The sequence below is a fragment of the Serratia sp. NGAS9 genome, assembly GCF_009905295.1.
In the GTDB taxonomy this organism is placed as follows: Bacteria; Pseudomonadota; Gammaproteobacteria; order Enterobacterales; family Enterobacteriaceae; genus Serratia; species Serratia bockelmannii.
In genome coordinates, this window is sequence record NZ_CP047605.1 from 1,121,325 (window position 1) to 1,147,179 (window position 25,855).

Below are 25,855 nucleotides of genomic sequence, written 5' to 3' on the forward strand. Positions count from 1 at the left end.
ATTAGAGTTTCCTGAACAGGTGAGAAATGGCCTGCTGATACAGATCGCGCAGCAGGGACGCATCGGCTTTTTGCGTGGTAAGGATACGGTAACCGGTGCCTTCGCTCATGACGGCGATAAATTCCACCCGGGCGGCGATCTCCTCCGCGCTGAAATGGGGATACAGCCGCTGCAGATTGTGGCACACGTGGCGAAACAGCCGCGCTTCCGCATCGCTGAGCAGTTTGGCCACCACCGGGTTGCGCGTGGCCTCGGCGGTCACTTCCAGCATCAGCATGTGATCGGTTTCGCTCTCGCCCGGCTGCTGAAACAGCGTGCGCGCCGCCAACGTGCCGGCGATCAGGTTGATGTGATCGCCAAGGTTTTCCAGCCGCTGCATCTTGTTAGTGATGATGCGGTTGACGATCTCTTCGATAATCGCGTCTTTATTGGCGAAATAACGATAGATTTGCCCGACGCTGAGCTGCGAGCCTTGGGCGATCTCCGCCATGCTGGCGGCGTGGAAGCCGTGGCGGCGGAAACTGATTTTCGCCGCTTCGACGATCTGATCGCGGCGCGCCTGCACCTTGGCCTGTTTACTGTCGTTGGGGGAGAGCATCTGCCCGATCCTTTGCTACGCGTGAGCCGGGTTCACATTTTTGGGTGTGAACGTTCATTCTCAATTGTAGTGTAAACGGCCGGAAAGACGCAAGATGAACGCGTGCTGCGGGTAAGGGCGCTTAAGCGAACAGGTAGGATTTGATAAAGGCGGCGACGATCAGGACGCACAGCGCAATGGCAATCGCTTCGGCGGCGGTTTTCGGCAGGCTAAACATAGCGGTTTCTCATCCAGTCAGGAGTACTGGATGAGATTATGCGCATGCAAGATTAAGGAAACATTAAGGGCTTAGCGCCCGTTGAGCCACATCACCAGCATAAAGGCCAGCAGCGTCATCGCCAGCGAGCCGGCCAGGTTGAGCAGCATGTTGGCCAGCGCCCAGCCGAAGCGGCCATCTTGCATCAGGTATACCACCTCCAGCGAAAAGGTGGAGAAGGTAGTCAGGCCGCCGCAGAACCCGGTGGTAATCAGTAATTTCCAGGTGGGATCCAGATGCGTCATGCGGGTGAAAATCGCCATCGCCAGGCCGATGATAAAACCACCGATCAGATTGACCATCAGCGTACCGAGCGGAATGTGGGCATTCAGCGGATTCATTTTCATGCTTACCGCCCAGCGCAAAACGCTGCCGACGCCGCCGCCGATAAATACGGCCAGTAAAGAACTCAACATGGGGCAACTACCTTTCAATCAGAGAAATTCACGGGACTCGGAAAGGGACAGGCGTAACGCTACGCGCCTCTCTCCGAGAGGTTACGTAGACATCATCAGCCTGTGAAGGCGGTTAGGGAGGAATGTCATCTCCAGCGTGCCGCACGGCCTTTTTTGCCGTACCCGGTGGATGTTACACCTAACGCCATCTATTTTGTAGTATCGACACTCTGCGAGGTCACCCTATGCAAATCAGAACGGCGCGCCTGAGCGATCGCCATGCTATCGCCTAATTAATGACGGCGTTGGATTATCCCGGCACCGAGGCGTTTCTGACGCAGCGCATGCAGCAACTGTTGGCGCATCCGGATGAGGCGCTGCTGGTGGCGACGGACGGGGAGCAGGTGTTGGGCGTGTTGTCGCTGCATTTCCTGCCGCAGCTGGCGTTGGCCGGCGACATTGGCCGCATCAGCTATTTTTGCGTCGATGACCGAGCGCGCGGCGCGGGCGTAGGCCGGCGGCTGCTGGCGGAGGGCGAGGCGCTGGCGCACCGTCGCGGCTGCGATCGGTTAGAGGTCCATTGCCACAGTCGCCGCGAGCGAGCGCATACGTTTTACCGGCGCGAAGGCTTTGTCGAAGCGCCGAAGTATTTTGCCAAGTTATTAAGTCAGTAAGTTACTCCCCTGGCGGCACTGCCGTTTCCAGCCGGTTGCGGCCATTATGCTTCGCCCGATAGAGCGCACCGTCGGCCGCTTTCAGCCAGTCAAGATAGCCGCCCAGCGCGGGGTGGTAGTTAGCGATGCCTGCGCTGATCTGCAGCCGCAGCTGCGGCGCCTCCTTGAAACTGACCGCGTCCAGCCGCTGCTGGATGCGGTGCAGGACGATTTCCGCCTGTTCGGCGTTAGTGTTCGGCAGCACCGCGCCAAACTCGTCGCCGCCGTAGCGCCCGACGATATCCACGTTGCGCAAGCCGATCAGCAGCTCTTCCGCCAATACCGCCAGGGCTTCATCCCCCAGCGCATGGCCGAAGGTGTCGTTGATGGTTTTGAAGCGGTCGATGTCCATCAGGATCAGCGTGGCGTTGTCCTGGTAGCGGCGGCAGCTATCGAACTGGCGATGCAGAAGATGTTCCCAGTGGCGACGGTTATATAAGCCGGTCAGCCCATCGCGGGTGCTGATGCGTTGCAGCTCCTGTTTTTTTTCCGCCAGCCGTTTGGCGGTGCGGTAGGTCACCAGCCCCAGCAACGTCGGATAAAGGTAGATCATCGGCAGGCACAGATAGACTTGCAGCGGCGTGCTGTATGGATGAAACGGGAAGCCGAGCAGCGCGCCGGTGAGCATCGCCGTGGCCAATTGAATCGCCAATCCTTTGACAAACAGCGCTTTGCCGGCCGAAGCGATGTTGTTCATGCTCATCATCGACAGGATGACGATCGCCGGCAGGGCATTGAATGCCATCATCGCTGCCCAGAAGCCGCCGAAGGCGGAGTCGATCAAGAGGTTGCGGATCTCGGCTTTGAACGGATCTTTGGCGCGGTAGGCCAGGCGATAGGCCAGATGCGGCCAGAGAAAGCCGTGAAAGGCCAGCAATAGCCAGACCGCCGCGGGCGGAGCCAAGGGATAGAGCGCGGCGCAAACGCAGATAAACCCGAGCCCCAGACCGGCGACGCGGGGCAGATAGGTGCGTTTGGCGAAGCTGAGGCCGGATTTTCGGGCATCGAAAATGGATGGGGCAATATACATCCGGCATCTCCCTGATGAGTATCACGGCAGCGTATCATGCGGGTGATAAACTAAGAATAGTCTGGGATTCACGCCGCGAGGTTGCGTGACATTCCTGCAACGGATCTCACTCTGTTACATGTTGCGGTTGTGTGAGCCGAAGGAAAGTCGCTAAATATTCGCAGGCAAGGTCAGTTTTTCTCGCTGTTCACACAGCGCTCTATGATAAGAAGGTGAGTATGGAAGGTATCAGCATTACCAAACTTCTGGTGATTGCGGTGTTGGTGATTTTACTGTTCGGCACCAGCAAACTGCGCACGCTCGGCGCCGATCTTGGCGCGGCGCTGAAAGGCTTTAAAAAAGCGGTGGGCGACGACAGCACGCCGCCGGCCGCCGGCAACAGCACCGCCGAGAGCCAGTCCGCTCAGCAGAGCGTCGAAAAGAAAGACGTTTAATTCCGTCTGACTGCGCGCAATAAAAAACGGATGCCTTGCGGACATCCGTTTTTTGGCGTTTCCGCCGTCTTTAGCGTAACAAACTATTACGCGTTATTTCACTTCCATCCCTTTGGCCTGCAGATCGGCGTGGTAAGACGAACGCACGAACGGGCCGCAGGCGGCGTGGGTGAAGCCCATCGCCATCGCTTCTTCTTTCATCTCGTCAAACTCGGCCGGGCTGACGTAGCGCTGCACCGGCAGGTGGTGACGGCTCGGCTGCAGGTACTGGCCCAGCGTCAGCATGGTCACGCCGTGGCGACGCAGATCGCGCATCACTTCAACGATTTCCGCGTTGGTTTCGCCCAGGCCGACCATCAGGCCGGATTTGGTCGGGATATCCGGGTGAGCTTCTTTAAAGCGCTCCAGCAGCTTCAGCGACCACTCATAGTTGGCGCCCGGGCGCACCTGGCGGTAGACGCGCGGCACGTTTTCCAGGTTGTGGTTAAATACGTCCGGCGGCGTGGCGGTGAGGATCTCCAGAGCGCGATCCATACGGCCGCGGAAGTCCGGCACCAGCGTTTCAATTTTGATGTTCGGACTCTTGGCGCGGATGGCCGAGATGCAGTCGGCAAAGTGCTGAGCACCGCCGTCGCGCAGGTCGTCGCGGTCAACCGAGGTGATCACCACGTAACGCAGCGCCATGTCGGCGATGGTTTGCGCCAGCTTTTCCGGCTCGTTAGCGTCTGGCGCGATCGGGCGGCCGTGGGCCACGTCGCAGAACGGGCAGCGACGGGTGCAGATAGCGCCGAGGATCATAAAGGTGGCGGTACCGTGGTTGAAACACTCGGACAGGTTAGGGCACGAAGCTTCCTCACAGACGGAGTGCAGGCCGTTTTTACGCATCGCGGCTTTGATGCCCTGAATGCGCGTTGAGTCGGCAGGCAGTTTGATCTTCATCCACTCGGGTTTACGCAACAGCTCCTGCCGTTCGGTGACCACCGTTTTGACCGGGATCAGCGCCATTTTGTCAGCATCGCGGTATTTGACGCCGCGTTCCATCTGAATTGGTTTACTCATAATCGTGCAGGTTCCAGTTACGAAGCTCGACCGTCTGGTAGCCGAGTAAATGAACAAATTCCTGTACCAGGATTGGGTGTATGTCTTCAAGGCCAACGCCGGGCGCCAGCGCGCTGACCTGCGTCATCTGCATGCCGGCGTAACCGCAAGGGTTGATGCGTTGGAAGGGGCTGAGATCCATCGCCACATTCAGGGCCAGGCCGTGGAATGAGCTGCCTTTGCGGATCCGCAAACCCAACGAACAGATTTTCTGCTCCCCCACGTACACGCCAGGCGCATCCGGACGGGCGCGCGATGCGAGGCGAAAGTGGGCGAGAGTGTTGATAACCGTATCTTCTATCGCCGTGACCAATTGACGTACGCCGACCTTGCTGCGTTTCAGATCGACCATCACGTACATCACTTGCTGACCCGGCCCGTGGTAGGTCACCTGGCCGCCGCGATCGCTCTGGACAACCGGGATGTCGCCGGGCATCAGCACATGTTCGGCTTTGCCGGCCTGGCCTTGGGTGAACACCGGGTGATGCTGTACCAGCCACAGTTCGTCCGGCGTAGTCTCGGTACGACTGTCGGTGAAGTTATGCATGGCTTGGGATACAGGCGCGTAGGGCTGCAACCCCAGCTGACGCAAAATAATCTTGTCTGGTTGCAAAAGAGTCATCGTCAGGTTACAGAAGTGGTAAAGCCATTATACCGGGCGCTCCGGCTTGCGGCCAGCCTTTCGCTGACCAAAAATGCGCAACCCGGGAAGACGCTGCGCCATCCCGGGTTGATAAGCAGGGGTTTATGCTGGAATTACAGCACCATGCGAACAATTTCAATGTTGCCTAACTCTTCGTACAGGGTTTCGACCTGCTCGATGTGAGTGGCATTGATGGTGATGGAGACGGAGTGGTAGTTGCCTTTGCTGCTTGGCTTGACCTGCGGGTTGTAATCGCCCGGCGCATGGCGCTGCACCACTTCAACTACCTGGTCAACCAGCTCAGGCTGCGCCAGGCCCATCACCTTGTAGGTAAACGAGCAAGGGAATTCGAGCAGTTCGTTCAGTTTAGTTTTTTGCATGTGCGTGCGCTCCAGAGTGCTAGCTAATCTATAAATTATAACTCCCGCCGGGGCGGGAGTTAATGTTATTCAGTATATGGGGGCAATTTCGCCCGTTTCAACCATTAACCGAACCAGTGGTGGAACATCAGTTTGATGTAGTCCACGATGCGGCTGAAGAAACCGCCTTCTTTCACTTCGTTCATCACCACCAGCGGGCGCTGATCGATGGTTTTGCCGTCCAGCTGGAAGTTGATGCTGCCCACCACCTGGTTTTTCGCCAGCGGCGCGTGAATTTCCGGCGTGTTCAGCACGTAGCTGGCCTTCAGATCTTTCATGCGGCCGCGCGGAATGGTCAGGTAGACGTCTTTGTCCACGCCGAGCTCAACGCGGTCGGCATCGCCGAACCAGACAGGCTCGGAGGCGAACTCTTTACCGACTTTCAGCGGCGCCACGGTTTCGAAGAAGCGGAAGCCCCAGGTCAGCAGTTTCTTGCTTTCGGCTTCACGGCCTTTGTAGGTGCGGCCGCCCATCACGGCGGAGATCAGGCGCATTTGGCCTTCGGTCGCCGAAGCCACCAGGTTGTAACCCGCCGCGTCGGTATGGCCGGTTTTGATGCCGTCGACGTTCAGGCTGTTATCCCACAGCAGACCGTTGCGGTTCATCTGGCGGATATTGTTGAAGGTGAACTCTTTTTCTTTGTAGATCGCGTACTCTTCCGGCACGTCGCGGATCAGCGCCTGGCCGATCAGCGCCATGTCGCGCGCCGAACTGTACTGGCCCTGGGCATCCAGGCCGTGTACCGTCTGGAAGTGAGTGTTCTGCAGGCCCAGCTTGCTGACGTAGGTGTTCATCAGGTTAACGAACGCGTCCTGGCTGCCGGCGACGTAGTCGGCCATCGCCACGCAGGCGTCGTTACCGGACTGCAGGTTGATGCCGCGGGTCAGTTTGGAGACCGGCACGCGATCGCCCGGCTTCAGGAACATCAGCGAGGAGCCTTTGAACACCGGGTTGCCGGTCGCCCAGGCGTCCTGGCCGACGGTCACCAGATCGTCCTGGCCGATTTTACCCGCTTTCAGCGCCTGGCCGATGACGTAGCTGGTCATCATTTTGGTCAGGCTGGCCGGATCGCGACGCGCATCGGCGTTCATCTCGGCCAGCACCTTGCCGGAGTTGTAATCAATCAGGATGTACGCTTCCGCATCGATCTGCGGGACACCTGGGATCATGGTTTTGATGTTAACGTCATCGGCGTGCGCAACGGAGGCTGCGCTCATTGCGATAACGGTGCCGAGGGCGATGCTTTTGATTAAGCGAAAAGAAGTTACTTGTTTCATGATCGGGACTACAACATCCGTGAAAGTAAAGTTAAAAAACGAGCCACACTATAGCAGATGCGATCCCGGCAGGCATTACCCATTCATCTGACTAATTGCGGTTAGTGCCCTTTTAGCTGCAAGAAAATGTTTCAGCTAAATAACCGCTTATCGGCCGTGAATGCCCACCGGGCTTAATGCTCAGGGTGCAGCAGTAACGAAAGACTGTTGTTGCGCTTCGTTCGCCAGGCGTTGCTGCAGCTGGGCCGCCTGCTGACGGCTGCTGAACGGGCCGAGCTGGACGCGATAAACGTTGCCGTTGGCCGCCACTTTGCCCGGGACGCCAAACTGTTGGCTCAGGCTTTGCTGCCAGCTCTGGGCACGCTCGGCGCTGCTCAGCGCACCGACCTGCACCACGTAACCGCCGGAGGACGAAGCGGCAGCCATGCCGGCAGCTGCGGCGCCGGCCGCGACCGGTGCAGCCACGGCGGCGGCTTCAGGCTCCGAACCTTCCAGCACGCCGGCCGGCAATGCGCTTGGCGCGCCGAGGAAACCGCTGCGGCCGCTACCGGCGTTGCCGCCGGTTGCTGGGGCGTTGTCGTCGTCGGTGCGCAGGGTGCTGTTATCGATCGGGCGTACCGCCGCGCCGCTGGCGACCGGCACGTCCTGTTGGATGGGGGTGCCCATGCCGCTGGCGCCGAGATCCGGGCGCGACGGCAGGGCATAGCTCTGCTTCGCCACGATGGTACCGATGGTGCCTGGGCCGCTCAGCGTGCCGTCCGGCGCCACGTTGATGAAATCGACTTTGACCTTGGTGTTGTTCGACAGGTTGAGGCGATCGGCGGCGGCTTTCGACAGATCGATAATACGGCCCTTGGTGTAAGGCCCGCGATCGTTGACGCGCACCACCAACTGACGGCCATTGGCCAGGTTAGTGACGCGCACATAGCTTGGGATCGGTAAGGTCGGGTGCGCCGCAGTCAGACCGTTGGGGTCGAACTGCTCGCCCAGCGCCGTGGTGTTGCCGTTGGCTTCTTCGCCATACCAGGCCGCCAGGCCGGTCTGCGAGAAGTTCTGCGGATCTTTTACGATGCGGTAAGTATCGCCATTAACCTTATAATCCTGCATGTTATTAGGGTTATAGGGTTCATATTGAGGCTCGACGCCACCGATCTCCACCACCGGGCCGTTGTACGGCTGCTGTGGTGCTTGCTGTTCCGTGGTCGGGGCGGTACAGGCGGAGAGCAACACCGCCGCGACGCCGATCCAAAGCCATTCCTTACGCATTACTCACCTCTTATAAACTTTTAGACAGCATTTTCCGATGCGTGTGGATCGACATGATGATGCCGAAACCGGCCATCAATACTATCAGCGCCGAACCCCCGTAACTGACCAGAGGCAAAGGTACGCCAACTACCGGCAAAATGCCACTGACCATACCGATGTTAACAAAGACATAAACGAACAAAATCAGCATCAAGCCGCCGACCATGACGCGGCCAAAGGTGGTTTGCGCCTTGGCGGCGATCATCAGCCCGCGGATGATCACCAGCAGGTAAAGCGCCAGCAGCACCAGCACCCCGATCAGCCCCAGCTCTTCGGCCAGGACGGCGAAGATAAAGTCGGTATGGCGCTCCGGCAGAAACTCCAGCTGCGACTGGGTGCCGTGCAGCCAGCCCTTGCCGGACAGGCCGCCGGAGCCGATGGCGATCTTGGATTGAATGATGTGATAACCGGCGCCGAGCGGGTCGCTCTCCGGATCGAGCAGCATCATGACGCGGTCGCGCTGATAGCCGTGCATCAGGAAGAACCACAGCACCGGGATGAAGGCCGCCAGCGCGACGGCGGCGACGGCGATCAGCTTCCAGCTCATGCCGGACAGGAACAGTACGAACAGGCCGGAAGCGGCGATCAGGATAGAGGTGCCCAGATCCGGCTGCGCGGCCACCAGCAGCGTCGGCAGGAAGATCAGCACCAGCGCGATGGCGGTGTTTTTCAGCGAAGGCGGGCAGACGTCGCGGTTCATAAAGCGCGCCACCATCAGCGGCACGGCGATCTTGGCGATTTCCGACGGCTGGAAGCGCACCACGCCGAGATCCAGCCAGCGCTGCGCGCCTTTACTTATCTGGCCGAAGGCGTCCACCAGGATCAGCAAAATCACGCAGAAAATATACAGATAGGGCGCCCAGCTTTCGTACACGCGCGGCGGGATTTGCGCCATGACGGCCATCACGATCAGCCCCATGACGATCTGCCCGATCTTGCGCTCCATCATGCCGATGTCCTGGCCGCTGGCGCTCCACATCACGAAGGCGCTGTAGACCAACAGGGCCAGGATCAGCAGCAGGAACGTCGGGTCGATGTGGATTTTGGTCCAGATCGAGCCTTTTTGTTGGCTTTCAGTCATGTTCTACCTTAGTCACCTTCTACGCCAGGCGGCAGCGGGGCCTCGCTTGGCAATTGCGTATTGTTGTCGCCCAGCAGAATGTGGTCGAGGATCTGGCGGGTGATGGTTCCCACCGCCGGACCGGAGCCGCCGTTTTCCAGAATGATGGCGACCGACACCGTCGGATTGTTGAACGGTGCGAAGGCGGTCATCAGTTTGTGATCGCGCAGGTGCTCCGCCAGTTTGTGGGCGTTGTAGGTTTCATAGCCGAATACCTGTGCGGTACCCGATTTCGCCGCGGCTTTATAAGGTGCGTCCGCAAAGTATTTGCGCGCCGTCCCGTTCGGACGGTTGGCCACACCATACATGCCGTCTTTGGCGATTTCCCAGAAGCCGGAGTGAATATCGCCGATCTGCGTGCTCTCTTCCTGTTTGAACGGCACCAGCGCGCCGTTGACGCGGGTACTCTGCAGCAGGTGCGGCGTTTTGACGGTGCCGTCGTTGATCAGGGTGTTCAGTGCTTTGGCCATCTGGATCGGCGTGGCGGTCCAGTAACCCTGGCCGATACCCACCGGAATGGTGTCGCCCTGATACCACGGCTTTTTATAGCGTTTGAGCTTCCACTCGCGCGTCGGCATTAGGCCGGATCGTTCTTCGGACAGATCGATGCCGGTGTACTGGCCGTAACCGAATTTGGTCAGCCAGGTCGACAGCCGATCGATCCCCATGTCATAGGCGACCTGATAGAAATAGGTATCTGCGGACTCTTCCAGCGCCTTGGTGACGTTCAGGCGGCCGTGGCCCCATTTTTTCCAGTCGCGGAAGCGTTTTTCCGAGCCGGGCAGTTGCCACCAACCGGGATCGAACACCACGGTGTTTTTGGTGATCACTCCGGCGCTCAGCGCCGACACCGCGATGTAAGGCTTCACCGTTGATGCAGGCGGATAGACCCCCTGCGTGGCGCGGTTGATCAGCGGGCGATTCGGATCGTTCAACAGCCCCTGGTAGTCCTTGCTGGAAATGCCGTCGACGAACAGGTTCGGATCGTAACTCGGGTTGGACACCATCGCCAGGATGGCGCCGGTGCGTGGATCGCTCACCACCACCGCGGCGCGGCTGCCGACCAGCAGCTGCTCGATATAGCGCTGCAAATCAAGATCGAGCGTCAGGTAAACGTCCTGACCGGCGGAAGGCGGCTGTTCGTGCAATTGGCGGATCACCCGGCCACGGTTGTTGACCTCGACCTCTTCATAGCCGGTTTTGCCGTGCAGCGTGTCTTCGTAATAGCGTTCGATACCCAGCTTGCCGATATCGTGGGTGGCGGCGTAGTTGGCCAGCTTGCCGTCTTTATCCAGGCGTTCGACGTCGCGGTCGTTGATCTTCGACACATAGCCGGTGACGTGGGTGAGGGCGGAACCGTAGGGGTAGTAGCGGCGCTGGTAGCCTTTTACTTCCACGCCGGGGAAGCGGAACTGATTGACCGCAAAGCGGGCGACCTGCACCTCGGTTAGCGCGGTTTTCACCGGAATGGAGACGAAACGGCGCGAACGCTTGCGCTCTTTTTCGAAATTGGTGATGTCGTCGTCGGTCAGATCGACCACCGTGCGCAGCGCCTGCAGCGTGGCTTTGAGATCGTCAACCTTCTCCGGCATCAGCTCCAGCTGATAAATGGTGCGGTTGAGTGCCAGCGGGGTGCCGTTGCGATCGTAGATAATGCCGCGGCTGGGCGCGATGGGCACCAGCTTGATGCGGTTTTCGTTGGAGCGGGTGCGGTAATCCTCGACGCGGACCACTTGCAGATTATACAGGTTGGCGATCAGGATGCCGGACAGCACCAGGATGACCAGGAACGCCACCAGGGCGCGGCGTACAAACAGGGCGGATTCAGCCGTATAGTCGCGAAAAGGGTTACGTTCTATTTTCATCCCGCTGCTTTATTTCACTCTGTCACGGTCACCACCGGCTATTCCCGGTGGTAAGGATGATTTGTTGTAATACTCCAGGCGCGGTAGAGGCTTTCGGCCACCAGGACGCGCACCAAAGGATGCGGCAGCGTCAACGGAGAAAGCGACCAGCTCTGCTCGGCAGCGGCTTTGCAGGCGGGCGCCAGCCCTTCCGGGCCGCCGATCAGCAGGCTGACGTTGCGGCCATCCTGCTTCCAGCGCTCAAGCTGCTGCGCCAGCTGCGGCGTTTCCCACGGCGTGCCTGGGATATCCAGCGTAACGATGCGGTTGCCTTTGCCCACCGCCGCCAGCATCTGTTCGCCTTCCTTGTCCAGAATGCGTTTGATGTCGGCGTTTTTGCCGCGTTTGCCCGCCGGGATCTCGGTCAGCTCAAACGGCATATCTTTGGGAAAGCGGTGCAGGTAATCCATAAAGCCGGTTTGCACCCAGTCTGGCATTTTGGTGCCGACCGCCACCAATTGCAGTTTCACCGCTTAGCTCCAGAGTTTTTCCAGCTCGTACAGGCGACGGCTTTCTTCCTGCATCACGTGCACGATCACTTCGCCCAGATCGACCACGATCCAGTCGGAGGCTTCCTGGCCTTTCATGCCAAACAGCTCCATGCCTACGGCACGGGATTCCTGTACCACGTGGTTGGCGATCGACATCACGTGGCGAGTCGATGTGCCGGTGCAGATGATCATGCAATCAGTGATGCTGGATTTGCCCTGTACGTCCAGAGCGATAATGTCTTGGCCTTTCAGGTCATCGATTTTATCGATGACGAAATCTTGGAGCGCTTTACCTTGCAAAGGTTCCCCCTCGGGTGTGTTCTGTTCAGTCGGCTGCAGCGGGCAACATGCGCACGCCGCGGCGTAACCGGATAATGGTTTCGGCAGGCTGCCGCTGAAAGCCAGCTAACTGGTGACTGCCCGGCCAGCTAAGGTTTCCGGGGTTTTCAGCGGATACCTGAAAAATAGCGGCGCAGTATATCACGCACCTTTCGCTAGCGATATAAACCCTGCAACTCGATATAGCGCTGCACCGGGCGTGGCAGCAGGTCGTCGCAGTTGAGGCCCTGATGGCGGCGCTGGCGGATCTCGGTGGCGGAAATTTCCAGTTCCGGCGTATCTGCCAGATAGATATGGCCGTGCGGGCGGCGGCTGAGCATCGCCGGATCGGCGGTGCGATGACGTTCCAGCCACTGCTGCAGTTCCGGTGTGTCCATGCGATCGTTATAGCCCGGGCGCGCCAGCACCAGCAGGTGGCAGACGTCCAACAGCGCCTGCCAGCGATGCCATTTATGCAATGTCAGCAGCGAGTCCTGGCCAATAATAAACGCCAGTGGCTGGGCGGCGCCACGCTCTTTACGAATCGTTTCCAACGTCTCGATGGTGTAGGAGGGGGTGGTGCGGTGCAGTTCGCGATCGTCGACCGCAAACAGCGGGTTGCCGGCGATCGCCAGCTCGACCATCTTCAGGCGTTGCTGCGCATTGGCCTCCGGCTGCGGGCGGTGCGGCGGCACGTGGTTAGGCAGCAGCGTGACGCGATTCAGGCCCACTTCGGCGGCCAACGCCTCCACCGGCCGCAGGTGGCCATAGTGGATAGGGTCAAAGGTGCCGCCGAACAGCGCGTGCAAAACGGTGGGGTGTTCCGGATTAGTGGGCATCGGTAAAACTCGTGGCCAGGGGTTTGCCGCACAGCAGCATCGACAGGGTTTCCAGTTCCGGCCAGACCGACTGGCCATAGTCCTGCTTGAGGGTCAGCTCGATTTGCGTCAGCAGCTGTACCGCTTGCTGCAGCTGGGCGCCGGACAGGCGTTGCAGCGCCTGGGTCACCAGCGGGCGGCGGTTCTGCCAAACCTTGTGCTGATCGAACAGCGTGCGCAGCGGCGCGGACGCCATGCGGCGCTGCAGCGTCAGCAACAGCAGCAGTTCGCGCTGTAAGGTGCGCAGCAGGATCACCGGCTCCACGTCCTCTTGCTGCAGCTGCTGCAAGATATGCCAGGCGCGCTTGCTTTTGCCGGCCAGCAGGGCATCCAGCCAGTGGAACGGCGTGAAGTGGGCGGCGTCGTTCACCGCCTGTTCGACGCGCGGCAGCGTGAGTTTGCCGTCCGGGTGCAGCAGCGACAGCCGCTCCAGCGCCTGCGACAGCGCCAGCAGGTTGCCTTCGTAGCAGTAGCACAACAGCTGATTGGCCGCGTCGTCCAATTCCAGCTTCATCGCCTTGGCGCGCGTGGCGACCCAGCGCGGCAGCTGTGCCTGTTCCGGCGTCTGGCAACTGACGAGGGCGCCGTGCGGGCTGAGCGCCTTGAACCAGGCGCTGTTTTCCTGCGCTTTGGTGAGGCGCGGGCCGCGCAGGATCAGCAGAATATCCTCGTGCAGCAGCGTGGCAAGCTTGGTCAGCTGTTCGCCGATCGGCGCCGTCGGGCCGTTTTCCGGGAAGATCAGCAGCAGCGTCTGGCGGCTGGCGAACAGGCTCATCGCCTGGCAGATGCCGAAGATGGCGTCCCAGTCGGTATGGGCGTCGAGGGAAATGCTGTAGTGCTCGCTGAACTGCTGCTGTTGCGCAGCCTGCCGGAGCAGATCCTGGCTTTCCTGCAGCAGTAGCGGTTCATTGCCGCTCAATAAATAACAAGCGCGCAGCCCCTCTCGGAGCTGCGCGGCAAGTTGTTCCGGATAAATGCGGATCATTGTGCGGTTTGGCTTGCCGCTCGTTCGCCGACGGCAGCGGCTTTCTGCCGGTTTTCTTCTTCCGCCGCGTGCACGGTCAGCAGTTTGCGCACCAGCTGTTGCGCCGCCTGCTCACGCATTTCCTGGCGAATGATCTCCTGCTCGGAGTCTTTGGCCAGCGCGGTCAGCGGGTTGTCGAAGAACGAACGGAACACTTTTACCGACAGCGGGTACAGGTCGTGGCCCGGGAGCAGCACCTGGGCCTGCACGGTCAGCACCAGCTGGTACTCGGCGGTTTTACCGTCCTGGAAGATCGAGGCGGTATCCTGGCTTTCCGTCGCGCCGACGATGCGCAGGGAAGGCACGTCTTTACGCTTCGGATCGCTGACGATGGTCACGGCGTTCAAACGCAGCTGCTCACGCACCGCGCGCGTCAATGGTCCGTAAGGATCCGAACTGTCCAGGATCAGCGTTTTCATTTCATTAGGCACCTGCGTGGTGCCACGCAGGTGAAAACCGCAGCCGGCGGTGACCAGCACCGCCAACCCCAGCAACAGCGTCAGAATACGTTGTCGCACAACTCCTCCTTGTGTTAACCCACAACCAGGTTAAGCAGTTTGCCCGGAACGTAGATCACTTTGCGAATCGTGACGCCGTCCAGATATTTAGCCACCAGATGCTCTTCGGCAGCGCGCGCGCGCACTTGCTCTTCGGTCGCATCGGCAGATACGGTGATTTTAGCGCGAACCTTGCCGTTCACCTGCACCACCACCAGCTTGGAGTCCTCGACCATCGCCTGTTCGTCGGCAACCGGCCATGGCGCGGTGTCCACGTCGCCTTCGCCGCCCAGCGCCTGCCACAGGGTGAAGCACACGTGCGGGGTGAACGGATACAGCATGCGAACCACGGCCAGCAGCGCTTCCTGCAGCAGCGCGCGATCCTGCTCGCTCTCCTGCGGCGCGCGGGCCAGCTTGTTCATCAGCTCCATCACGGCGGCGATCGCGGTGTTGAAGGTCTGACGGCGGCCGACATCGTCGGTCACTTTGGCGATGGTTTTGTGCAGATCGCGGCGCAGCGCTTTCTGATCTTCGTTCAGCGCCGCCACGTCCAGCGGCTGTACCGCGCCTTTTGCCACGTGATCGTAGGCCAGTTTCCACACGCGTTTCAGGAAGCGGTTAGCCCCTTCCACGCCGGACTCCTGCCACTCCAGCGTCATTTCTGCCGGTGAAGCGAACATCATGAACAGACGCACGGTGTCCGCGCCGTATTTTTCCACCATTTCCTGTGGGTCGATGCCGTTGTTCTTCGACTTCGACATTTTGCTCATGCCAGCATAGACCAGTTCACGGCCTTGCGGATCGGTGGCCTTGATGATGCGGCCCTTGTCGTCACGCTCGACGGTGGCGTCAACCGGAGATACCCAGACGCGCTCGCCGCTGTTGCCGGTGTAGTAGAAGGCGTCGGCCAGCACCATGCCCTGACACAGCAGGCGCTTGGCCGGCTCGTCGGAATCCACCAGGCCCGCATCGCGCATCAGCTTGTGGAAGAAGCGGAAGTACATCAGGTGCATGATGGCGTGTTCGATACCGCCGATATATTGATCGACCGGCAGCCAGTAGTTGGCGGCGGCCGGATCCAGCATGCCCTGGTCGTACTGCGGGCAGGTATAGCGCGCGTAGTACCAGGAAGACTCCATAAAGGTGTCGAAGGTGTCGGTTTCACGCAGCGCCGGCTGGCCGTCAACGGTGGTCTTCGCCCACTCAGGGTCGGCCTTGATCGGGCTGGTGATGCCGTCCATGACCACGTCTTCCGGCAAGATCACCGGCAGCTGATCTTCCGGCGTCGGCATCACGGTGCCGTCTTCCAGCGTCACCATCGGGATTGGCGCGCCCCAGTAACGCTGACGGGAGACGCCCCAGTCGCGCAGACGGTAGTTGACCTTGCGCTGGCCCACGCCCTTGGCGACCAGTTTGTCGGCGATGGCGTTAAAGCCGGCTTCGTTGTCCAGACCGTCAAACTCGCCGGAGTTGAACAGCGCGCCTTTGTCGGTCATCGCTTCGGCGCTCACGTCAGGTTGGCTGCCGTCGAGGTTCAGGATCACCGGTTTGATCGGCAAATCGTATTTGGTGGCGAATTCCCAGTCGCGCTGGTCGTGAGCCGGTACCGCCATCACGGCGCCGGTGCCGTATTCCATCAGCACGAAGTTGGCGACCCACACCGGCAGCTTCTCGCCGCTCAGCGGGTGGACAACGAACAGGCCGGTTGGCATGCCTTTCTTCTCCATCGTCGCCATTTCGGCTTCGGCCACTTTGGTGTTGCGGCATTCGTCGATGAAGTCGGTCAGCGCCGGATTGTTGCGCGCGCCCTGTTGCGCCAGCGGGTGGCCCGCGGCGACCGCCACGTAGGTGGCGCCCATGAAGGTGTCGGGACGGGTGGTGTAAACCGTCAGCTTCTCTTCGCTGTCCGCCACGTCGAAGGTGATTTCCACGCCTTCGGAGCGGCCAATCCAGTTGCGCTGCATGGTTTTCACCTGCTCCGGCCAGCTTTCCAGCGTGTCCAGATCGTTCAGCAGCTGATCGGCGTAAGCGGTGATTTTGATGAACCACTGCGGGATCTCTTTACGCTCGACCTTGGTGTCGCAGCGCCAGCAGCAGCCGTCGATAACCTGTTCGTTGGCCAGCACGGTCAGATCGTGCGGACACCAGTTCACCGCCGAGGTCTTCTTGTAGACCAGGCCTTTTTCATACAGCTTGGTGAAGAACCACTGTTCCCAGCGGTAATATTCCGGCTGGCAGGTAGCGATTTCGCGATCCCAGTCGTAGCCGAAGCCCAGCAGTTTCAGCTGGTTCTTCATGTATTCGATGTTGTCGTAGGTCCACGGGGCCGGTGCGGTGTTGTTTTTCACCGCCGCACCTTCCGCCGGCAGGCCGAACGCATCCCAGCCGATCGGCTGCAGTACGTTTTTACCCAGCATGCGCTGATAGCGCGAGATCACGTCGCCGATAGTGTAGTTACGAACGTGGCCCATGTGCAGTCGGCCGGACGGGTAAGGCAGCATGGATAGGCAGTAGTACTTTTCCTTGCTGTCGTCTTCGGTAACTTTGAAAGTCTGCTTCTCTTGCCAGTGAAGCTGTACGTTCGATTCTATGTCTTCTGGACGGTATTGCTCTTGCATGGCGGCCGGTGGTCCTGTAGGTGTAAACCGTTGCCCCGGTCAGAGGCAACGCAATGAACATTTAGTATTCGTAGATCCGCATAGCATAGCTGATAAGACCTCTCGGCAACAACTCCAAGCGCCTGACTCGGCGCATTTAAAAAAAACGCCGCCATGACGCGGCTCACAACCTGCGGATCCCGCGTCTTGCCAAGTGACATCAGTCATTTACGGCTAAAATAAGAACAAGTAGCTTAGGGGTATCCCTACAGCCAAGCCCGGCGCAGCGTTTATCGAGGAGAGTCTATGAACAAGGTTGCTCAGTATTACCGCGAATTGGTGGCATCACTGACCGAACGCCTGAAAAACGGTGAACGCGATATCGACGAACTGGTGGCCAGCGCGGAGCGGCGGTTGAACGAGGCCGAAGATCTGACCCGCGACGAGGTGCGGCAGGTGACGCAGGCGGTGCGGCGCGATCTGGAAGAGTTCGCCCGCAGCTATCAGGAAAGCCGGGACGAGTTTACCGACAGCGTGTTTATGCGGGTGATCAAAGAGAGCCTGTGGCAGGAACTGGCGGATATCACCGACAAAACCCAGCTGGAGTGGCGTGAAGTGTTCAAGGATGTCAGCCATCACGGCGTTTATCACAGCGGTGAAGTGGTGGGGTTGGGCAATCTGGTGTGCGAGCAGTGTCACTACCATCTGGCGTTTTACACGCCGGAGGTGCTGCCGCTTTGCCCGAAATGCGGTCACGACCAGTTCCAGCGTCGGCCGTTTGAGCCTTGATGACGTTCCCCGCCAGGGCGGGGAACACTAAGGCCGGCGTTTAACGGAACAGTTTCTTCAGCAGGTTGCTCAGGAAACCGCCGCTGACGGCTGCTGGGGCGGCTTGCGCCTGCGCCGGTGCGCTGGCCGGTACGGCGACGCCGGCCGGGATTTTCTGCGCGACCGCGACGCGGCTGTCCTGGGCGGCTTTCTCCGCCGCTTCCGGGCCGTAGGCGAAGCCCTCCGCCAGCACGAATTCAACGTCGGTGATGCCGATAAAGCCCAGGAACAGCTTCACGTACGGCGTGATCAGATCCGTCGGCGTGTCGGCGTGGATGCCGCCGCGGCTGGAGATGACGATCGCTTTTTTGCCCGTCACCAGCCCTTCGGCACCGGCGGAGGTGTAGCGGAACGTCTGACCGGCGCGGGCGATCAGATCGAAGTAGATTTTCAGCTGCGTCGGGATGTTGAAGTTGTACATCGGGGCGCTGATGATCAGCGTGTCGTGCGACTTCAGCTCGGCAATCAGCTCATCGGACAGCGCCAGGGTGCTCTGCTGATGCGGCGTCAGCGGGTTGTCGCCGGCGGTAAAGCCAGCCATCACTTCGCCATCCAGCTCCGGCAGCGTTGGGTTAGCCAAGTCGCGCACGGTGAACGTGTCTTCTGGGTGAGCTTCACGCCATTGTTCAACAAAAAAATCGACTAATTTTCCAGACTGGGAATATTCACCCAGAATACTTGATTTCAGGACCAGTACGCGGCTCATTGGCTTATCTCCAGGCGAAGTTTAATCGGTGACGATGTCAGTCGGTGTAAACGCATGGTAGAGGCAAGCCATGAACAGTGATAGCGCAAAAATTCGCTGAGTTAAATCAAAAAAGTTGAATGAGGGGCGCGAGCGCGCCCCGATGGGATCAATAACGCGCCAGGCGCTCGGCCAGCAGATCGATAAAGCCTTCGCGGTTGATGCCGGTCAGCACTTCCACGTTGGCCGCGTTGCCGGTTTGCTGGAAATAGTCCACCACCGTCATGCCGACGGTGTATTCCCCTTTGGTCTCCACACCGACCCAGCGTTCTATGCCGGTGAACAGCTGCGGCGCCAGCAGCCAGGCGATGGTGCAGGGATCGTGCATCGCAGCGCCGGGCAGGCCGCGCGGATGGCTGAGGTACAACGGCAGGTAAAAATCGAGCATCTCCGCGACCGCCTGCGCGACCGGATTGTCTATCTGGCGAATGCGCTCGATATCCTGCGGCAACACCAGCGCTTGATGGGTGACGTTCAGCCCGGCCATGGTCAGCGGCACCCCGGATTTCAGCACCATTTCGGCGGCTTCGGGATCGACGAAGATGTTGAACTCCGCGACAGGCGTAGTATTGCCGGCGTTCATACCGCCGCCCATGAATACGATGCGCTCGATATGGCTTTTCAGCTCGGCATGCTGGGCCAGCAGCAGGGCGATATTGGTCATCGGGCCGGTCACCACCAGGGTTATCGGCTGCGGGCTGGCGCGCAGCAAGTCGGCGATCAGCTCGACGGCGCCGCGGGGATCGGGTTTGATTGTCGGCGTCGGCAGGTGGGTGTTGCCCATGCCGGTTTTGCCGTGGACATAGTCGGCGATCACCAGTTCGCGCATCAGCGGGCCGCTGGCGCCGGCGGCGACCGGGATGTCCTCGCGCTGCATCAGGGTCAACAGGCCCAACGCGTTATGCAGGGTTTTTTCCGGCGTCTGGTTGCCGGCGGAGGTGGTGATGGCTTTGATGTCCAGTTCTGACGAACGCAGCGCCATAGCCAGCGCGATGGCGTCGTCGAGGCCAGGATCGCAATCGATGATAATAGGGCGGGGCATGTTCTTTCTCCTCTGTTTGTTATCCAGCGAGCATCGGATCAAAACCGGGGAGAAACAAGCGCTTTTAGTGCCGGGGGAAAAGATGCGCCCCTGGCGGGGCGCATAGGCAGAGCGTTTAGTGCAGGATCTTGGCCAGAAAATCCTTGGCGCGATCGGACTCGGGGTTGTTGAAGAAATCGTCTTTGTTGCGGTCTTCGACGATTTTGCCTTCGTCCATAAAGATCACTCGATTCGCCACCTTGCGGGCGAAGCCCATTTCGTGGGTTACCACCATCATGGTCATGCCTTCGTTCGCCAGTTCGACCATCACGTCCAGCACTTCGTTGATCATTTCCGGATCGAGCGCAGAGGTCGGCTCATCGAACAGCATGGCGATAGGATCCATGCACAGCGCACGGGCGATGGCGACGCGCTGCTGCTGGCCGCCGGACAGCTGACCGGGGAACTTGTTGGCATGGGCGGAGAGGCCGACGCGCTCCAGCAGCTTCAGACCCTTCTCGCGTGAGGCGGATTTGTCGCGCTTGAGCACTTTCACCTGCGCCAGCGTCAGGTTGTCGATGATAGACAGGTGCGGGAACAGCTCAAAGTGTTGGAACACCATGCCTACCTTGGCACGCAGCTGCGCCAGGTTGGTTTTCTTGTCGTTGACCGGCGTGCCGTTCACCAGGATATTGCCCTGCTGGATCGGCTCGAGGCCGTTGACGGTTTTGATCAGGGTGGACTTGCCGGAACCTGAAGGACCGCAGACGACGACCACTTCGCCTTTTTTCACTTCGGTGGTGCAATCGGTCAACACCTGAAAGTGACCGTACCACTTAGAAACATTTTTCAGGGATATCATCAAACAGTCCTTTTCTTCAAATAGCTTACCAGCGCCGAGGCGGCGAGGCTGATAACAAAATAGACAAAGCCGGCGAACAGGATCATTTCAACCTGGGTGCCGTCGCGTTCGCCGATGGTCGACGCGGTGCGGAAGAAGTCGGCCAGGCTCAGTACGTAAACCAGCGAGGTATCCTGGAACAGGACGATGCCCTGGGTCAGCAGCAGCGGCACCATGGCGCGGAACGCCTGCGGCAGGATCACCAGCCGCATGGATTGCCAATGGGTCATGCCCAGCGCCAGCGCGGCGGAGGATTGGCCGCGCGAGATGCTGATGATGCCGGCGCGGATGATTTCCGAGTAATAGGCCGCTTCAAACAGGGAAAAGGCTACCATAGCCGAGATCAGGCGAATATCGGTTTTCGGCGATAAGCCTAGAACCTGTTGTAATAAGCTTGGAACCACCAGGTAGAACCACAGCAGCACCATCACCAGCGGCACCGAGCGGAACAGGTTGACGTACAGGGTGGCGAACCAGCTGATCGGTTTGAACGGCGACAGGCGCATCACCGCCAGCACGGTACCCCACAGAATGCCGACCACGATGGCGGTCACGGTGATCTTCAGCGTGATTACCATGCCCTGCAGCAGAAACGGGAAGCTTGGGACGATCGACGCCCAGTCAAATTCGTACATTATTTACTCCCCAGGTTGCCAGGCAACTGCACTTTCTTTTCGACCAGACGCATAAACAGCATGATAACGGCGTTGATGCCGATATAAGCCAGCGTGATGGCGGTAAAGGATTCATAGGCGTGTGCGGAGTAATCCAACAGCTTGCCGGCCTGCGCGGCCATGTCCACCAGCCCGATGGTAGAGGCGATGGCGGAGTTTTTGACCAGGTTGAGCATCTCCGAGGTCATCGGCGGCACGATCACCCGGTAGGCGTTCGGCAGCAACACGTAGCGGTAGGTTTGCGGCAGCGTCAGGCCCATCGCCAGCCCGGCCGCTTTCTGGCCGCGCGGCAGGGACTGGATGGCGGCGCGCACCTGTTCGCAAACGCGGGCGGCGGTAAACAATCCCAGGCAAAGCATGGAAGAGACGAAGAACTGCACGTTGGGATCCAGCTCGCTTTTAAACCAGGTGCCGATATTGGCCGGCAGCAGCTCGGGGATCACCAGATACCAGGTAAAGAATTGCACGATTAGCGGCACGTTGCGGAACAGTTCGACGTAACAGGTGCCGAGGGCGGAAAGAAAGCGGTTGGGTACGGTACGCAAGATACCGAACAGCGAACCGACGAAGAAAGCGATAATCCATGCACAGACGGAGAGGGCCACCGTGACCTGAAAGCCGGACCAGATCCAGCCGAGGTAAGTGGTGTTCCCAAACGGGGCCTGCTGCAGGAAGATACCCCAGTTCCAATCTATTGACATAACAAACTCCGGTAAACGGGCGCAGAGCGCCGAAGATTGATGACTTGATGAGCGCCGATCGCCGCGCGGCCAGTCTGGCTGGCTTATTGTGTGCGGATGTCGGTGATGCGCCTTGGGGAAAATGAGGGAGGGGAACGGCCCCCCTCATACCTGTCTGTCCCAGTCATCAACTGGGCCGGTTTGGCCTGGCGGCCGCCCCGGCTGTCATTCTATTTAGTTCAATGCCTTGTCGTTAGGTTCTTTGAACAGCTGCTTCATGTCGTCCGACAGTTCGAAGTTCATGTTGAGGTTTTTCGGTGGAATCGGCTGCTTGAACCATTTATCAAACCACTTGGCCGCTTCGCCGGAGGTTTGCGCCTGGGCGATGGTGTCATCGACCAGTTTCTTGAACGCAGGATCGTCTTTACGCAGCATGCAGCCGTAGGCTTCTTTCGACTGCGGTGTGCCGATGATTTCCCACTGATCCGGCTTCTTGGCCTTGGCGCGCTCGCCCGCCAGCAGGGCGTCGTCCATCATAAAGGCCACCGCGCGGCCGCTTTCCAGAGTGCGGAAGGAGTCGCCGTGGTCTTTGGCGCTGATGATGCGCATGTTCATCTTGCCGCTGTCGTTCAGCTTGTTCAGCAGCACTTCAGAGGTGGTGCCGGAGGTGACCACCACCGGTTTGCCGGCCAGGTCTTTAAAGTCTTTGATGTCGGAGCCTTTTTTCACCAGCAAGCGGGTGCCGACCACGAAAATGGTGTCGGAGAAGGCGGCCTGTTTCTGGCGCTCGAGGTTATTGGTGGTGGAGCCGCACTCGAAATCATAGGTGCCGTTTTGCAGCAGCGGGATGCGGTTCTGCGAGGTAATCGGCAGCATTTTCACCTGCAGATTCGGTGCATTCAGCTTTTTCTTAACGGCTTCAACGATTTGGTTGGAGTAGTCCTGAGAGTAGCCCACAACTTTTTGTTGGTTGTCGTAGTAGGAGAACGGCACTGACGATTCGCGGTGGCCGACAACGATCACGCCATTGTCTTTGATTTTCTTCAGCGTACCGGTCAGGTCTTCCGCGTGCGCCACGCTACCTGCCGCACCGAGCAGCAGTAACGATAACGCCAATTTACGCATTTGCATGGTCCAACTCCTTTACTGTTGTTGTGGCTCTGACTAAAGAGCGTCAGGTTAAATCGACTGTTTATTGCTCAAGCTATAAAGATAGTCTTATGAACTGAACGCTGTTAAAAAATAACCGATTGTGAACACCTTGAAACTAAAATGTTTCATTTTTTGAGACGCCGCGCGCACCAAATCAATGCAACAAAACGTCGGTGCACCCGTGTGGTGCGTTCAATGCACCCAAAATGTGCGCAGGTGCGACAAAACGTCAGCAAAAGTAAACCGGCGCGCGATGTCGCCATAGATAAAAGCAAGGAGTGTGCCAGCCGCGTTGATTTAACGGCGTTTTCTGACTGAGGGAAGATTTGACGGGAAAGCGGGGCGCAGCGGGTGCGCCCCGACGAAGAGGGCTATTTGCGGCGCAGGCCCAACATCAGCGCCCAGCCGCCCAGCAACAGGGTGATCACCCACAGCGGCGTGGCGCCGAAGCGCGCATAAGGCGTGAGGCCGGTGGTCGGCGTGACTTTCACTTCGAGTACCTGACGGGTGAACTGCGGGATCTCGGCGATCACCTCGCCATTCGCGTCCACCGCGGCGGTGACGCCGTTATTGGTGCTGCGCAGCAGCGGTCGGCCGAGCTCCAGCGCCCGCATGCGTGCCATCTGGAAGTGCTGCCACGGGCCGATGGAGTGGCCGAACCAGGCATCGTTGGAGATGGTCAGCAGGAAGTTGGTGTCCGGGCGGAAGTTATCGCGCACTTGCTGGCCCAACACGATTTCGTAGCAGATGGCCGCCGTCAGGTTGTAGCCGCGTACGCTGAGCTGCGGTTGTACGTAGTCGCCGCGGCTGAAGGAGGACATCGGCAGGTCGAAGAACGGCGCCAGGGGCCGCAGCAGCGTCTCGAGCGGCACGAACTCGCCGAACGGTACCAGGTGGTGCTTGTTGTAGCGATCGTTGGCCGGGTAACTGTACGGCGTCGGTTCACCGAGCACGATGGCACTGTTGTAGATTTGCTGGCCCTGCGGCGTGGCACGCACGTCGACGATGCCGGTGATCAGGCTGCTGTTCTTCGCCCGCATCAGGTCGTCCATCATCGTCAGGAAGCCGTTCTGATTGGCTTCATAATCCGGAATGGCGGATTCCGGCCAGATGACGATCGGCGCCTTGCCCATGTAGGGACGGGTTTCGTCCAGATAGGTTTGCAGCGTGCTGACCAGCGCTTTCGGATCCCATTTCATCGATTGAGCGATGTTGCCTTGCACCATGGCGACGTTCACCGCTTTCTCCGGCTGCGGGGTAAACCACTGCAGCTGGCGCAGCGGCCACGGCAACAGCAGCAGCGCGGCGGCAATCACGGCTGCCGAGGGGCGGCGCTGATTGACGGCGTACACCAGCAGGCCGGCGATGGCCATCAGCACAAAGGTGATGGCGTCGACGCCCAGCAGCGGCGCGATGCCCTTCAGCGGGCCGTTGATCTGGCTATAGCCGAACTGCAGCCACGGGAAGCCGGTCAGCACCCAGCCGCGCAGGAATTCGGTCACCTGCCACAGCACCGGCGCGGCGATGGCCAGCCGCCACCAGCGGGTGGCCGGCCACAGGCGCGTCAGCAGCCCGGCGAACAGCCCGGTATACAGCGACAGGTAAGCGGCGAGCAGCGCCACCAGGAAGATGTTGACGGCGAAGGGCATGCCGCCGAAATCGGCGATGCTGACATACACCCAGTTGATCCCGCTGCCGAACAACCCGAAGCCCCAGACAAAGCCGAGCAGGGCAGACTGTTTGGTGGTGCGATTGAGGGTAACGGCCAGCAGGCCGAACAGGGAGACGATGGCCGCGGGCCAGAAATCGTAGGGCGAGAACGCCAGCGTCCCGCCGGCACCTGACAACAGCGCCAGCAGGGCGCGAACCCACTGGCGTTCAAGTAATGAGGCTTTAGCCATGTTGGATTTAATCTTCCAGTTTCGGTGGTGGAGAGTCGTCCGGAATTTTTACATGAACCTGGATGATACGTCGACTGTCTGCCATGGCAACTTTAAATAGGTAACCTTCGATTTCAATGGTTTCCCCGCGCGCCGGCAGGTGGCCGAAGGCCTGCATCACCAGACCGCCGATGGTATCGACCTCGTCGTCGCTGAAATGGGTGCCGAAGGCGTCGTTGAAGTCTTCGATCGGCGCCAGCGCGCGCACGGTGTACATGTGGCGGCTGAGCTGGCGGATATCCAGATCGTCTTCGTCGTCGTATTCGTCTTCAATCTCGCCGACGATCAGCTCCAGGATATCTTCGATGGTGACCAGGCCGGACACGCCGCCGAATTCGTCAATGACAATCGCCATGTGATAGCGCTGGGAGCGAAACTCTTTCAGCATCCGGTCGACGCGCTTGCTTTCCGGCACCACCACCGCGGTGCGCAGCACTTTGTCGATGCTGAACGGCTCGGAGTCTGCGCGCATGAACGGCAGCAGATCCTTGGCCATCAGGATGCCTTCGATGTGATCTTTATCTTCGCTGATTACCGGGAAGCGCGAGTGGGCGGAGTCGATAATCACGTCCAGGCACTCTTCCAGCGTCTGGTTGCGCTTGAGCGTCACCATCTGGGAGCGGGGGATCATGATGTCGCGCACGCGCTGTTCGGCGATATCCATCACGCCTTCCAGCATGTCGCGGGTATCGGGATCGATCAGGTCGTTTTGTTCGGAATCACGGATCAGCTCGACCAGATCGCCACGGTTTTTGGGCTCGCCGTGGAACAGCTGGTTAAGGATAAGAGTAAAGAACCCCTTCTTGGGACTGGGGCTGTCATTGCTTTGTGAATGGTCGTCGCTCATGGCGTTTTAGTTACTGTCACTCATGTCAGAGTTAAGGGGCGTCAGCGACAGCCCCGCATGGGGGCTG

27 protein-coding genes and 1 riboswitch are annotated in these 25,855 nt (G+C 59.5%); of the genes, 3 read left to right on the forward strand and 24 right to left on the reverse strand.

Features of this window, described 5'->3' with window-relative positions; genetic code table 11:
- Position 1: 1 nt before the first annotated feature.
- Both GUC32_RS05290 and crcB read right to left on the reverse strand, forming a co-directional pair.
- Complete coding sequence (locus tag GUC32_RS05290; RefSeq protein ID WP_025301831.1) at positions 2–598, reverse strand: TetR/AcrR family transcriptional regulator; 597 nt, start codon at positions 596–598, stop codon at positions 2–4.
- 288 nt (positions 599–886) lie between these two features.
- On the reverse strand, positions 887–1,270 hold the full coding sequence (crcB, locus tag GUC32_RS05295) for a fluoride efflux transporter CrcB (RefSeq protein ID WP_016928782.1): 384 nt from the start codon (positions 1,268–1,270) through the stop codon (positions 887–889).
- A gap of 79 nt (positions 1,271–1,349) precedes the next feature.
- Positions 1,350–1,412, reverse strand: a riboswitch (Fluoride riboswitch).
- 133 nt (positions 1,413–1,545) lie between these two features.
- Here crcB and GUC32_RS05300 point away from each other — a divergent pair.
- Positions 1,546–1,923 (forward strand): GNAT family N-acetyltransferase, encoded by a 378-nt coding sequence (locus GUC32_RS05300; RefSeq protein ID WP_369435593.1) that lies wholly within the window; start codon positions 1,546–1,548, stop codon positions 1,921–1,923.
- Position 1,924: 1 nt separating this feature from the next.
- Here the strand turns inward: GUC32_RS05300 and GUC32_RS05305 are convergent, their stop codons facing one another.
- The gene (locus tag GUC32_RS05305) at positions 1,925–2,992 is read right to left on the reverse strand and encodes a diguanylate cyclase (protein ID WP_049206181.1); all 1,068 of its coding nucleotides are present in this window, start codon (positions 2,990–2,992) and stop codon (positions 1,925–1,927) included.
- 218 nt (positions 2,993–3,210) lie between these two features.
- Between GUC32_RS05305 and tatA the strand changes: the two genes are divergently transcribed.
- Complete coding sequence (tatA, locus tag GUC32_RS05310) at positions 3,211–3,426, forward strand: Sec-independent protein translocase subunit TatA (RefSeq protein ID WP_025301834.1); 216 nt, start codon at positions 3,211–3,213, stop codon at positions 3,424–3,426.
- Positions 3,427–3,519: 93 nt separating this feature from the next.
- Here the strand turns inward: tatA and lipA are convergent, their stop codons facing one another.
- From lipA to leuS, 13 genes are all read right to left on the reverse strand, one after another.
- Positions 3,520–4,485, reverse strand: coding sequence for a lipoyl synthase (gene lipA / locus GUC32_RS05315; RefSeq protein WP_025301835.1), 966 nt, complete (start codon positions 4,483–4,485; stop codon positions 3,520–3,522).
- Complete coding sequence (gene lipB / locus GUC32_RS05320; protein WP_301479755.1) at positions 4,478–5,146, reverse strand: lipoyl(octanoyl) transferase LipB; 669 nt, start codon at positions 5,144–5,146, stop codon at positions 4,478–4,480. The genes lipA and lipB overlap by 8 nt, the downstream gene beginning before the upstream one ends.
- 134 nt (positions 5,147–5,280) lie before the next feature.
- The gene (gene ybeD / locus GUC32_RS05325; protein ID WP_004940012.1) at positions 5,281–5,547 is read right to left on the reverse strand and encodes a DUF493 family protein YbeD; all 267 of its coding nucleotides are present in this window, start codon (positions 5,545–5,547) and stop codon (positions 5,281–5,283) included.
- Positions 5,548–5,651: 104 nt separating this feature from the next.
- A complete protein-coding gene (gene dacA, locus GUC32_RS05330; RefSeq protein WP_004940010.1) occupies positions 5,652–6,863 on the reverse strand; it encodes a D-alanyl-D-alanine carboxypeptidase DacA in 1,212 nt (403 codons plus the stop codon).
- A gap of 180 nt (positions 6,864–7,043) precedes the next feature.
- Positions 7,044–8,129: an endolytic peptidoglycan transglycosylase RlpA gene (rlpA, locus tag GUC32_RS05335; protein WP_369435594.1), complete on the reverse strand. Its 1,086-nt coding sequence runs from the start codon at positions 8,127–8,129 to the stop codon at positions 7,044–7,046.
- Positions 8,130–8,139: 10 nt separating this feature from the next.
- Positions 8,140–9,252: a peptidoglycan glycosyltransferase MrdB gene (gene mrdB, locus GUC32_RS05340; RefSeq protein WP_004940006.1), complete on the reverse strand. Its 1,113-nt coding sequence runs from the start codon at positions 9,250–9,252 to the stop codon at positions 8,140–8,142.
- Positions 9,253–9,260: 8 nt separating this feature from the next.
- Positions 9,261–11,156, reverse strand: a complete 1,896-nt coding sequence (gene mrdA, locus GUC32_RS05345) for a peptidoglycan DD-transpeptidase MrdA (protein ID WP_025301838.1) — start codon at positions 11,154–11,156, stop codon at positions 9,261–9,263.
- Positions 11,157–11,194: 38 nt separating this feature from the next.
- On the reverse strand, positions 11,195–11,665 hold the full coding sequence (gene rlmH / locus GUC32_RS05350; protein ID WP_004940002.1) for a 23S rRNA (pseudouridine(1915)-N(3))-methyltransferase RlmH: 471 nt from the start codon (positions 11,663–11,665) through the stop codon (positions 11,195–11,197).
- Positions 11,666–11,668: 3 nt separating this feature from the next.
- A complete protein-coding gene (gene rsfS, locus GUC32_RS05355; RefSeq protein WP_025301839.1) occupies positions 11,669–11,986 on the reverse strand; it encodes a ribosome silencing factor in 318 nt (105 codons plus the stop codon).
- Positions 11,987–12,180: 194 nt separating this feature from the next.
- Positions 12,181–12,843 (reverse strand): nicotinate-nucleotide adenylyltransferase, encoded by a 663-nt coding sequence (nadD, locus tag GUC32_RS05360; RefSeq protein WP_049295160.1) that lies wholly within the window; start codon positions 12,841–12,843, stop codon positions 12,181–12,183.
- Positions 12,833–13,867: a DNA polymerase III subunit delta gene (gene holA, locus GUC32_RS05365; RefSeq protein WP_033651150.1), complete on the reverse strand. Its 1,035-nt coding sequence runs from the start codon at positions 13,865–13,867 to the stop codon at positions 12,833–12,835. The genes nadD and holA overlap by 11 nt, the downstream gene beginning before the upstream one ends.
- Complete coding sequence (lptE, locus tag GUC32_RS05370; RefSeq protein ID WP_049242706.1) at positions 13,864–14,424, reverse strand: LPS assembly lipoprotein LptE; 561 nt, start codon at positions 14,422–14,424, stop codon at positions 13,864–13,866. Before lptE ends, holA begins: the two co-directional genes overlap by 4 nt.
- 14 nt (positions 14,425–14,438) lie before the next feature.
- Positions 14,439–17,021, reverse strand: a complete 2,583-nt coding sequence (gene leuS, locus GUC32_RS05375) for a leucine--tRNA ligase (protein WP_141970419.1) — start codon at positions 17,019–17,021, stop codon at positions 14,439–14,441.
- A 285-nt stretch (positions 17,022–17,306) separates the two neighbouring features.
- Between leuS and GUC32_RS05380 the strand changes: the two genes are divergently transcribed.
- Positions 17,307–17,789 (forward strand): zinc ribbon-containing protein, encoded by a 483-nt coding sequence (locus GUC32_RS05380; protein ID WP_025301844.1) that lies wholly within the window; start codon positions 17,307–17,309, stop codon positions 17,787–17,789.
- Positions 17,790–17,829: 40 nt separating this feature from the next.
- Here the strand turns inward: GUC32_RS05380 and GUC32_RS05385 are convergent, their stop codons facing one another.
- The 8 genes from GUC32_RS05385 to corC form a co-directional block, all read right to left on the reverse strand.
- Complete coding sequence (locus tag GUC32_RS05385; RefSeq protein WP_049206176.1) at positions 17,830–18,534, reverse strand: FMN-dependent NADH-azoreductase; 705 nt, start codon at positions 18,532–18,534, stop codon at positions 17,830–17,832.
- 148 nt (positions 18,535–18,682) lie between these two features.
- Positions 18,683–19,615 (reverse strand): pyrimidine-specific ribonucleoside hydrolase RihA, encoded by a 933-nt coding sequence (rihA, locus tag GUC32_RS05390; RefSeq protein WP_369435595.1) that lies wholly within the window; start codon positions 19,613–19,615, stop codon positions 18,683–18,685.
- Positions 19,616–19,730: 115 nt separating this feature from the next.
- A complete protein-coding gene (locus tag GUC32_RS05395; protein WP_025301847.1) occupies positions 19,731–20,456 on the reverse strand; it encodes an amino acid ABC transporter ATP-binding protein in 726 nt (241 codons plus the stop codon).
- Complete coding sequence (gltK, locus tag GUC32_RS05400; RefSeq protein WP_025301848.1) at positions 20,456–21,130, reverse strand: glutamate/aspartate ABC transporter permease GltK; 675 nt, start codon at positions 21,128–21,130, stop codon at positions 20,456–20,458. The genes GUC32_RS05395 and gltK overlap by 1 nt, the downstream gene beginning before the upstream one ends.
- Positions 21,130–21,870 carry an amino acid ABC transporter permease gene (locus tag GUC32_RS05405; RefSeq protein ID WP_019454074.1) on the reverse strand — a complete coding sequence of 247 codons (741 nt, stop codon included), beginning with the start codon at positions 21,868–21,870 and terminating at the stop codon, positions 21,130–21,132. Before GUC32_RS05405 ends, gltK begins: the two co-directional genes overlap by 1 nt.
- A 213-nt stretch (positions 21,871–22,083) precedes the next feature.
- The gene (locus GUC32_RS05410) at positions 22,084–22,980 is read right to left on the reverse strand and encodes an amino acid ABC transporter substrate-binding protein (protein WP_025301849.1); all 897 of its coding nucleotides are present in this window, start codon (positions 22,978–22,980) and stop codon (positions 22,084–22,086) included.
- 392 nt (positions 22,981–23,372) lie between these two features.
- Complete coding sequence (gene lnt / locus GUC32_RS05415) at positions 23,373–24,902, reverse strand: apolipoprotein N-acyltransferase (RefSeq protein WP_369435596.1); 1,530 nt, start codon at positions 24,900–24,902, stop codon at positions 23,373–23,375.
- A gap of 7 nt (positions 24,903–24,909) precedes the next feature.
- Positions 24,910–25,788 carry a CNNM family magnesium/cobalt transport protein CorC gene (corC, locus tag GUC32_RS05420; protein ID WP_025301851.1) on the reverse strand — a complete coding sequence of 293 codons (879 nt, stop codon included), beginning with the start codon at positions 25,786–25,788 and terminating at the stop codon, positions 24,910–24,912.
- Between the last annotated feature and the right edge of the window lie 67 nt (positions 25,789–25,855).

Bases quoted from the DNA above. Each gene is read 5' to 3' on its own strand.
- GUC32_RS05290 (WP_025301831.1), bottom strand. From the start codon at position 598: ATGCTCTCCCCCAACGACAGTAAACAGGCCAAGGTGCAGGCGCGCCGC.
- crcB (WP_016928782.1), bottom strand. From the start codon at position 1,270: ATGTTGAGTTCTTTACTGGCCGTATTTATCGGCGGCGGCGTCGGCAGC.
- GUC32_RS05300 (WP_369435593.1), top strand. From the start codon at position 1,546: ATGACGGCGTTGGATTATCCCGGCACCGAGGCGTTTCTGACGCAGCGC.
- GUC32_RS05305 (WP_049206181.1), bottom strand. From the start codon at position 2,992: ATGTATATTGCCCCATCCATTTTCGATGCCCGAAAATCCGGCCTCAGC.
- tatA (WP_025301834.1), top strand. From the start codon at position 3,211: ATGGAAGGTATCAGCATTACCAAACTTCTGGTGATTGCGGTGTTGGTG.
- lipA (WP_025301835.1), bottom strand. From the start codon at position 4,485: ATGAGTAAACCAATTCAGATGGAACGCGGCGTCAAATACCGCGATGCT.
- lipB (WP_301479755.1), bottom strand. From the start codon at position 5,146: ATGACTCTTTTGCAACCAGACAAGATTATTTTGCGTCAGCTGGGGTTG.
- ybeD (WP_004940012.1), bottom strand. From the start codon at position 5,547: ATGCAAAAAACTAAACTGAACGAACTGCTCGAATTCCCTTGCTCGTTT.
- dacA (WP_004940010.1), bottom strand. From the start codon at position 6,863: ATGAAACAAGTAACTTCTTTTCGCTTAATCAAAAGCATCGCCCTCGGC.
- rlpA (WP_369435594.1), bottom strand. From the start codon at position 8,129: ATGCGTAAGGAATGGCTTTGGATCGGCGTCGCGGCGGTGTTGCTCTCC.
- mrdB (WP_004940006.1), bottom strand. From the start codon at position 9,252: ATGACTGAAAGCCAACAAAAAGGCTCGATCTGGACCAAAATCCACATC.
- mrdA (WP_025301838.1), bottom strand. From the start codon at position 11,156: ATGAAAATAGAACGTAACCCTTTTCGCGACTATACGGCTGAATCCGCC.
- nadD (WP_049295160.1), bottom strand. From the start codon at position 12,843: ATGCCCACTAATCCGGAACACCCCACCGTTTTGCACGCGCTGTTCGGC.
- holA (WP_033651150.1), bottom strand. From the start codon at position 13,867: ATGATCCGCATTTATCCGGAACAACTTGCCGCGCAGCTCCGAGAGGGG.
- leuS (WP_141970419.1), bottom strand. From the start codon at position 17,021: ATGCAAGAGCAATACCGTCCAGAAGACATAGAATCGAACGTACAGCTT.
- GUC32_RS05380 (WP_025301844.1), top strand. From the start codon at position 17,307: ATGAACAAGGTTGCTCAGTATTACCGCGAATTGGTGGCATCACTGACC.
- GUC32_RS05385 (WP_049206176.1), bottom strand. From the start codon at position 18,534: ATGAGCCGCGTACTGGTCCTGAAATCAAGTATTCTGGGTGAATATTCC.
- rihA (WP_369435595.1), bottom strand. From the start codon at position 19,615: ATGCCCCGCCCTATTATCATCGATTGCGATCCTGGCCTCGACGACGCC.
- GUC32_RS05395 (WP_025301847.1), bottom strand. From the start codon at position 20,456: ATGATATCCCTGAAAAATGTTTCTAAGTGGTACGGTCACTTTCAGGTG.
- gltK (WP_025301848.1), bottom strand. From the start codon at position 21,130: ATGTACGAATTTGACTGGGCGTCGATCGTCCCAAGCTTCCCGTTTCTG.
- GUC32_RS05405 (WP_019454074.1), bottom strand. From the start codon at position 21,870: ATGTCAATAGATTGGAACTGGGGTATCTTCCTGCAGCAGGCCCCGTTT.
- GUC32_RS05410 (WP_025301849.1), bottom strand. From the start codon at position 22,980: ATGCAAATGCGTAAATTGGCGTTATCGTTACTGCTGCTCGGTGCGGCA.
- lnt (WP_369435596.1), bottom strand. From the start codon at position 24,902: ATGGCTAAAGCCTCATTACTTGAACGCCAGTGGGTTCGCGCCCTGCTG.
- corC (WP_025301851.1), bottom strand. From the start codon at position 25,788: ATGAGCGACGACCATTCACAAAGCAATGACAGCCCCAGTCCCAAGAAG.